This window comes from Stutzerimonas stutzeri (assembly GCF_024448895.1).
GTDB classification, from domain to species: domain Bacteria; phylum Pseudomonadota; class Gammaproteobacteria; order Pseudomonadales; family Pseudomonadaceae; genus Stutzerimonas; species Stutzerimonas stutzeri_Q.
Map to the genome: position 1 here is coordinate 70,587 of NZ_JAMOIC010000022.1, position 8,229 is coordinate 78,815.

At 57.8% G+C, this 8,229-nt stretch carries 8 protein-coding genes; 4 read left to right on the forward strand and 4 right to left on the reverse strand.

Translation table 11 applies throughout. From position 1 onward, the window contains the following. Window positions 1-384 precede the first annotated feature (384 nt). Together NA619_RS20680 and NA619_RS20685 are read left to right on the forward strand one after the other, a co-directional pair. Entirely contained in the window at window positions 385-1,509 is a 1,125-nt protein-coding gene (locus NA619_RS20680; protein WP_255963697.1) for an alkene reductase, read from the forward strand. Window positions 1,510-1,598: 89 nt separating this feature from the next. Continuing rightward, entirely contained in the window at window positions 1,599-1,904 is a 306-nt protein-coding gene (locus NA619_RS20685; protein ID WP_241529673.1) for an ArsR/SmtB family transcription factor, read from the forward strand. A gap of 12 nt (window positions 1,905-1,916) precedes the next feature. Here the strand turns inward: NA619_RS20685 and NA619_RS20690 are convergent, their stop codons facing one another. Next, window positions 1,917-2,561: a hypothetical protein gene (locus NA619_RS20690; RefSeq protein ID WP_255963698.1), complete on the reverse strand. Its 645-nt coding sequence runs from the start codon at window positions 2,559-2,561 to the stop codon at window positions 1,917-1,919. An 80-nt stretch (window positions 2,562-2,641) separates the two neighbouring features. On the opposite strand from NA619_RS20690, the gene NA619_RS20695 reads away from it, so the two are divergent. Continuing rightward, window positions 2,642-4,867 carry a type I restriction endonuclease subunit R gene (locus tag NA619_RS20695; protein WP_255963699.1) on the forward strand — a complete coding sequence of 742 codons (2,226 nt, stop codon included), beginning with the start codon at window positions 2,642-2,644 and terminating at the stop codon, window positions 4,865-4,867. A gap of 107 nt (window positions 4,868-4,974) precedes the next feature. Here the strand turns inward: NA619_RS20695 and NA619_RS20700 are convergent, their stop codons facing one another. From NA619_RS20700 to NA619_RS20710, 3 genes are all read right to left on the reverse strand, one after another. After that, entirely contained in the window at window positions 4,975-6,060 is a 1,086-nt protein-coding gene (locus NA619_RS20700) for a flavin-containing monooxygenase (RefSeq protein ID WP_253748545.1), read from the reverse strand. A gap of 36 nt (window positions 6,061-6,096) precedes the next feature. Next, on the reverse strand, window positions 6,097-6,444 hold the full coding sequence (locus NA619_RS20705) for an ArsR/SmtB family transcription factor (protein ID WP_253748543.1): 348 nt from the start codon (window positions 6,442-6,444) through the stop codon (window positions 6,097-6,099). Between the two features lie 95 nt (window positions 6,445-6,539). Continuing rightward, window positions 6,540-6,797: a hypothetical protein gene (locus tag NA619_RS20710; protein ID WP_255963701.1), complete on the reverse strand. Its 258-nt coding sequence runs from the start codon at window positions 6,795-6,797 to the stop codon at window positions 6,540-6,542. A gap of 320 nt (window positions 6,798-7,117) precedes the next feature. Between NA619_RS20710 and NA619_RS20715 the strand changes: the two genes are divergently transcribed. Then, the gene (locus tag NA619_RS20715; protein WP_214329555.1) at window positions 7,118-7,981 is read left to right on the forward strand and encodes a hypothetical protein; all 864 of its coding nucleotides are present in this window, start codon (window positions 7,118-7,120) and stop codon (window positions 7,979-7,981) included. The last annotated feature ends 248 nt before the right edge of the window (window positions 7,982-8,229 follow it).

The window sequence follows — 8,229 nt, forward strand, 5'->3', positions numbered from 1 at the left end:
GCAAATGGATAGGCCCCCTTCCGGGGGCCGTTCCGCTCACTCGTGACGGCGGGCGCAACTCAGGTCTAGCCAGCGAGCCGCTCATAGAGGAAGGCCATGAATGCGCTAATTGAAGGCGAGCACGACAGGACGGATATCCAGAAATCCTATGGATCGCCGTGCGGGTTGCTTGAGCCAAAACGCTGCGCTACTGGCCCGTAAAAACAAACGCCATCGACATTCTTATAACTAGATATTGACATTTACCGATATGATCACCAGTATCGCCGACCTGGTGCAGCTACCGACTCCGGACGCAACCGAGCGGGGCGGTACGGTTCACCTATACAGCGGGCAAGCTTCGCTAGTTCATATCTATAAATCACGATATCCAAATCTCACATTATGAATCATCAAGCACTCTTCACACCGACGACCCTTGGCCCTTATCCCCTGCGCAATCGCATCGTACTGCCGCCGCTGACGCGCTCGCGCAGCTCGCAGCCGGGCAATATCCCCAACGAATTGATGGCCGCTTATTATCGGCAACGAGCCGGAGCCGGCTTCATGGTGACCGAAGGCACCCAGATCGAACCCCGTGGCCAGGGCTACGCATGGACGCCCGGCATCTATAGCCCGGAGCAGATCGAAGGTTGGAAGGCGATCAGCCAGGCAGTTCATGCTGAAGGCGGCGTGATCTTTGCGCAGCTCTGGCACGTCGGCCGCGTGTCCCACACCTCGCTGCAGCCGGGTGGAGCCGACCCGGTCGCGCCGTCGGCGATCCCTGCACGCAACGTCAAGGTCTTCATCGAGACCGGGCCGGGGGTGGGCATGCTGGCGGACCCATCGACTCCGAGGGAACTAACCAATGCCGAGGTCAAAGAACTGGTGCAGCTCTATGCCCAGGCTGCGCGCAACGCGCTGGAAGCGGGCTTTGACGGCATCGAGATTCACTGCGCCAACGGCTATCTGGTCAACCAGTTCATCTCGGCTCACACCAACACCCGAACCGACGAATATGGTGGCTCCCTGCACAACCGCCTGCGCTTTCTGCGCGAAGTAGTCCAGGCCATTGCCGATGCCATCGGTGCTGATCGTATGGGGGTTCGCTTTGCGCCCCTGTTCGCCAGCACGGACGAAGAGCGTGTTTATCTCGGACTGGTCGAGGATGATCCGCAGGAAACCTATGTCGAGGCGGTCAAGTGCCTGGACGAAATCGGCGTGGCCTACCTGTCCCTGGCAGAAGCCGACTGGGACAGCGCGCCCGAGCTTCCTCACAGCTTCCGCAAGGCGGTCCGTGCGGCCTTCAGCGGCAAGATCATCTACGCCGGCAGGTACACCCCCGAGCGCGCCGCGGCGGCAATCGAAGCCGGCTGGGCGGACCTCATTGCGTTCGGCCGTCCGTTCATCGCCAACCATGACCTGCCCGCGCGCATCGCCAATGGCTGGCTGATGAACACGCTGGACCCGAACAGCATGTACGGCGGCACTGACAAGGGTTACACCGACTACCCGACGCACCCGGCCTGAGCGACTGCTGCGTGCCCGCCATAAACGGGCACGCAGCGATCCGGACCGAAGTATCGTAAGATCGCGAAAACCCACTACCCGCGGCGAATATGAACATAGACGTCAGTGAAGCGCTGAAGGCGTTGGACAACCCCACCCGCCTGGCCATCCTTACCCTGCTGAAGGACCCGAAGACCAACTTCCCGGAGCAGGAAGCCGATCCCGAGCAGCTCGGCGTCTGCGTCAGCATCATCCAGGAGCGCGTCGGGCTGTCCCAGTCGACCGTCTCGAACTACCTCGCCGCGCTCCAGCGCGCGCAGCTGGTGACCTCGCAACGCATCGGCCCCTGGACCTACTACAAGCGAAACGAGCAGAAGATCGCCATGCTGCTCGAAGCGCTCGGAAAAGCCATTTGAGACGATGGTGGGCTAGGCAGAGCCCAGCCGACCCCGGATGGGTCGTTGATGAAGTATTGCTGCTACCTGTGCGAGAGGGATGGCAGAAGCTATTCGGTCCGCAAGACGCGGCGGATCTACGATGATGTGGCGTGCCTCTGCAATGCCTGCCTCACGCTCCATTTGTTCGATGATATTTTTCAGTTCGGCTTCAGCAGCAGAAAGCTCCTGGCGGCGGCGCTGGCGCTCGGCGTTTACAGCCTCCTCCCCAAAATTTGCGATCTGGTAAAGCAGGAACCCGCCAATTATCAGCCATAGCATCATGAGCTTCGGCGCCTCATGGGCAATGGCAAAGAAGGCGAAAACTACCCCGGCATAGCCGATCCACTTAAGCGGCTTCTCGATAGCTCCCGAGGGCGAAGCCGCGGGTGTAAGCGTTCGCACATGAGCCGGCGGCGAGAAGATTGACGCTGGGAGCTGTACCGCCTGGATAGCAGCCCAGAGCTTGTTCATATCGCCGGTGAAGGTCGATATCGGACCTCCTGCGGTCACAGCGACGTTGAAGTAGATGACGCCCTGAGTCTCAAGGGAACACCAGGGGCAGGTATGCAGATCCTTGTAGTAATGATGTCCCTTATGGCTAGAACAGACCTTTAGGTTGTCTTTGAGATGGTCCATGGCATCGACCCACTCTTTGGCGGAGGGACCAGGATTACAACGGCGACCCGCACGACAGCTTCGGCCAGTTCGACTACGTGATGGCAAATCCGCCATTCAATGTCGACGACGTCTCCCTGGCCACGGTGGAGAACGACCGCCGCTTCAACACCTACGGCATTCCGCTGGTATTTATCGAGCTGAAAAACGCCAAGATTCCACTGCGCAATGCCTATGACGACAATCTGGTGCGTTACCGCCAGAGCATTCCACAACTGTTTCTGACCAACGCCTTCTGCGTACTGAGCAATGCCCTGGAAACCCGCGTTGGCAGCCTGACCGCCGAGTGGGAGCACTTCTTTAGCTGGCTGCGGGTGGACGACGAGAAGGAAAAGCTCGATCGCGCCCAGATCAAGGAGCAGGGCACCAGTATCGAGCGGGTGATCGACGGTCTGTTCGCCCCCGAGCGGCTGCTGGATTACGTGGAAAACTACGTGCTGTTCCACAAGCAGACGCAGAAGATCATCGCCCAGAACCACCAGTTTATCGGCGTTAACCGCGCCTTCACGCGCTTCCAGCAACGCAAGGCGCTGCGCGGCAAACTCGGCGTTTTCTGGCACACCCAGGGTTCGGGCAAGAGCTTTTCGATGATCTTTTATGCCCGCAAGATCCTGCGCAAACTGCCGGGGCACTTCACCTTTCTGGTGGTCACCGACCGCGACGATCTTGATGGGCAGATCTTCCGCAACTTCCTCAATACCGGCACGGTGCAGAGCCACGAGGCCGCCCGGCCGAAAAACAGCGAAGAGCTGCGCACCTTCCTCGGCCAGAGCAAGCGCCTGGTGTTCACCCTGATCCAGAAATTCCGCTACGACAAAGGCAAGGCTTACCCCTTGCTCTCTGATCGCGACGATATCGTGGTGATCGTCGACGAGGCGCACCGCACCCAGTACAAGAGCCTGGCGGAAAACATGCGTGCCGGCCTGCCCCAGGCCAACTTCGTCGCCTTTACCGGTACGCCGCTGCTGGGCCGCGAACGCAAGACCAACCAATGGTTTGGCGATTACGTGTCCGAATACAACTTCCAGCAGTCGATGGACGACGGCGCTACCGTGCCGCTGTTCTACCAGAAGCGCGTGCCCGAGGTGCTGATCCAGAACGACGACCTAAGCGAGGAGTTCTACCAGATCCTCGAAGAGGAAAACCTCGACGAGGCGCAGCAGGAAAAACTCGAACGCCAGTTCGCCCAGGAAGTGCAGGTGATCAAGCGCGACGACCGCCTGGAAACCATCGCCCGCGATATCGTCTACCACTTCCCGCGGCGTGGTTATCTGGGCAAGGGCATCGTCATCGCCGTGGATAAGTTCACTGCGGTAAAGCTGTACGACAAGGTGCAGCGGCTGTGGAAGGAAGAGCTGAAAGCCCTGCGCGGGCGGATCACGCAAACACCTAACGAGGTGGAAAAAGCCCGGCTGAAAAAGATCGTCGCCTATATGCACGCCGTGCAGATGGCGGTGGTAATCAGCGAGGAAGCCGGCGAGGAAGAGAAGTTCAAGTTGCAGTGCCTGGAAGTCGCCCGTCACCGTCAGCGCATGAACGCGCTGGACGAGCACGGCCATGATGTCGAGCAAAACTTCAAAGACCCCGAACACCCGCTGCAATTGGTGTTCGTCTGCGCCATGTGGCTGACCGGCTTCGATGCGCCGACTGTTTCCACCCTGTACCTCGACAAGCCAATGAAGGGCCACACCCTGATGCAGACCATCGCCCGCGCCAACAGGGTGACCTCGCACCAGATCAATGGGGTGAGCAAGAGCAACGGCGAAATCGTCGATTACTACAACGTCTTCCGCAATATGAAACAGGCCTTGAAGGATTACGCCCAGGGCGAAGAAGGCACCGACGAGCCGCCAGTGCAGGACAAGAGTGTATTGCGCGGTCTGCTGGACGATGCCATCGCCGAAGGCCTGGGGTATTGCCGTGAGCGCGGTATTTCCCTGGAAGACGTGTTGGGGCGCGAGGAGATCTTCAAGAACCTCAGCCGCTTCAACGAGTTCGCCGACATCCTGCTCGGCAACGAGGAATGGCGTAAGACTTTCAATGTCTACCAGAACACCATCGCCGCGCTGTACGAAGCCTGTAAACCGGAGATCCTCGGCAACCAACTGGTGCGGGTGGTGGCAGCCTTCGATTACCTGCGGGGGGTGATCGACAGCCTGGTCGAGCGGGTGGATATCGACCGGGTGACCCGGCGTATCGACGAGCTGCTGGATGAAAGCGTGGTGGTGGATAGCTGCCTGTCGCGAAGGCCTGGATTCGGCCAATAGCAGCCATTCACGTTTGGCTGCTTACGCAACCCTTTGCAGGTATTACTGGCTGCCCTCTGGACTCACCACTAGCTACGGTTTCTTGTCATCTTTCGGGCGTGAGTGGCTCAGTTTTGCGCTACGGGTGCGCGAGCCTCTCCCGAGGCGCGAAGGCGGTGAAGCAAATCCGGCATTATGTATCCGGCATCTGGCCCTACGCCTCTGAGGGTTGCAGAAGCAAAGTTGCGTTGCTTAGGCAGGCCCACAAAGTACAAGCCGGGGACATGCACGGCTCGCCCGTCACGTTGCGTCACATGGCCTCGTTCGTCGATCACGGGCAGGCCTTCGAGGAATGGCAGGTTCGGACGAAAACCGGTGGCGAACACAATGCTATTGACGGCTTCATGCTGCCCATCGGCCCAAACAACACCTTTTGAAGTTACCTGAGTGAACATTGCGGCTTGTTTGAATAATCCGGCTTTCAGCGCCTTTCTGTAGGTGCCGTCGTCCAGTACAGGTGTGCTTTGGTCGTTCAGCCAGCGGGTTTTCTCCAGGCCTGTCCATTTCAGCCAGGTATGGAAATCTGCCCCCAATATCCGTTGTGGCACGAACCGAATCGCTTCTCGTGTGGCCAACGTAACGGTGGCCACTTTGGCTAAGTCGTAAGCGATCTGTACAGCGGAGTTCGCCGCGCCAATTACGACGATGCTTTGCCCACTGAAAGCCTCTGCATTCCGATAGTCGGCACTGTGAAGTCGAGTGCCGCTGAAGCTTTCGAGCCCAAGAATGCTTGGTATGTAGGGGCGACTAAAGGCTCCCGATGCCACTACCACCGCCCTCGCCCAAAAGCGTTGCCCGTCGGCGGCAGTTATTTGGAATCCTTCATCTTCCTGATCTACCCGTGTGACCTGAACGCCGTGGAGGATAGGTAGTTGGAAGAGGTAGGCGTACTGCTCTAGGTAACGCACCACTTCATCACGAGCGGGGTAGTGGTTTGGTGCTCCGGGGAACGGCATCCCCGGTAGAGCTGAGTAGGCTGCCGGCGAGAACAGTTCGAGGCTATCGTAGTAGTTACGCCAGTTCCCACCAGGTTGCGATTGCTCATCGAGAATAATGAAGTTGAGCCCCTGCTGTTTCAGGTGCCAGCCGCTGGCCAACCCTGCTTGGCCAGCACCGATGACAACGACATCGAAAGGTTGGTCTTTTGTGTTCATATATGCGCACTCATGCACGTTATTGGATAAATGAAATCAGTCCTGGCTGCCTGGGCAGCAGAACGGGGCGATGCTTTTTGTGTGGAGGAGGATATTTTCCAGACGCTGGATAATGGCTAGGCCATCCACTTCGTAGAACATCTGCCGTCCAACCTTCGAGGCACGAACGATCCCGGCTTCAAGCAGTACCTGAAGATGACGTGAGACTACCGAGCGCTCCTGAGGCAGCTCAGCCGCAATCTCGGTGACATCTGCTCGGCCTAATTGCATAACGCGTTTCAACACGGCGACTCGTGGTGGCTCGCACAGGGCTTTGAAGAATGCACCATCAAGTGATTCGATGGCGGCCTCGATGGCTTGGGTTCGGGTCGGTGATGTAGTCATGCGGCGACTATATGTGCATCTGCGTGCACGTGTAAAGCGCTGATAGGACGCCAGGCACCACCCCCTCCAGAGTAGAGAGCAGTGCCTTGTGCGGATTACTTCTTAATTGCTTGCAGGTAGTCCTTCATAGTCGACTCGTCGGCAGACTTGACGGTCATTCCTTCAGGGCCAGTGCCGATGTCGGTGAACTGCTTAGCAGGCTCGCCTGTTTTTTTGAACTCTTCCAGCTCCTTGGAGCCTTCGCGGAATACCCTCCCGAGATACGGCAAAATGCCAGCATACAATTGGAGGCGTCGCATTTTCACCATACGAATGCTTTCCCTGCCATGGCTGATCGGGCAGGAAGAGCCCATCCGAGCCGCTCCAGCCGCACTCACCAGCCGGCGTGTTGCGTGCGCAGGGCTACATTACCGCCCACCCGGACGCGGCTGTAGATTATTCAGCAGGCCATCTCGATGGGGCAGTAACACAGTTGCATCTTCGTCGTGCAGGACATAACCTGAAAGCAGGTTCCGGAAGCCCCTGCCCTTCCCCAGCGCAACTTGCGCCACGGTGAATGCCTTCCTTTCTCGCGTCAGCGGATCGCGTCAAACCATACATTGGGTCAATCCTACGATCTTTGAATCGTCTGGAACGGGGGAGCAGATGCAAACCAGATCTGAGGAAGCCCCGTATGTCCCTATCTCGCAAGCAAGTCCTTGAACTAGCCAAAATCCTGCATTTAACGACCAAAGCCCTTGGTCAAAGCAGCAAGCTATCTGCACATCAAGAGAAACTCAGCCATTTGCTGGGCTTCCGTCATTGGAATGCGGCAAGTGCTGGCCTTCCAGAGACGATCCCTGAGGAAAATGCGGCAGCGATCGCCTTGGTGGAGATTCCTGGGCGAACACCAATGACATTTCTGGCACATGGGCGTGCCGCGCCTTGGAATATGCCATTGGTGATTCGTGATTACCTGATTGGCCAATCCTTGAACCCCGATGGGTTTGGGGTAACCAGCTACACCAGGCCTGCCCCTGTGGTGGCTCAGAAGCCTAGATTCCTCACCATTGGCTTTAGCAGCGCTGTCGGCGAGTACACCGAGCACAGAGAGCCGCTAGACCCCAATGACATCAGTTACTGCCATCAGAACCACACCCCTATCGTGGTGACCTTCGCTGATCAGGCAGGAAAGTTTTCCTTCAAGCTGACTCTCTGGCTTGTCACCTTCTACGCCCTGAGTGATTCACCGATTTACTTCAACGGTGCCTCGCACAAGCCTATGTACAACAGCATTGTTGAGACGATTACTGGGGTAGAACCCGTCAATCGCAAGGGCTATTGCTTGGTTAATAGTGATGATGCGCGGAATCCACATGCCCTTATGAAGTGCGATGAGCAGGGTAGAGAGATTGAGCACATCAGAAACCTCCCGCCCCTATCCGAGAGTGAGCTTTGGGCCGAACTCAAGGCCTACAATGACCAGCTGAACCTATCCCTCACGGACGCGGCAGAGATAACGCAGACTACGGTGTACAAGTACGCCGAGTATGCTTGAGGAGAAACCTTCGACTGAGGGTGATAGAAGTGAAAAGCCGCCTCCGGGGGCGGTTTTTTGTGTCCCGCGGAAGTCAGACCAGGCGGGTGAGCCCGTCGAATATGGCCACGGTCATGCCCCGGTTAGTGGATGTCCGATTGGTTGAGTACTCATTCCATGTAGACACTGCCGTTGCTCACTGCTCTGCCGTTAGCCACTGGCTGCTTTTGGCCGGTGCTAGCCGGTTGCGACCGACGTATTCCGGCCAG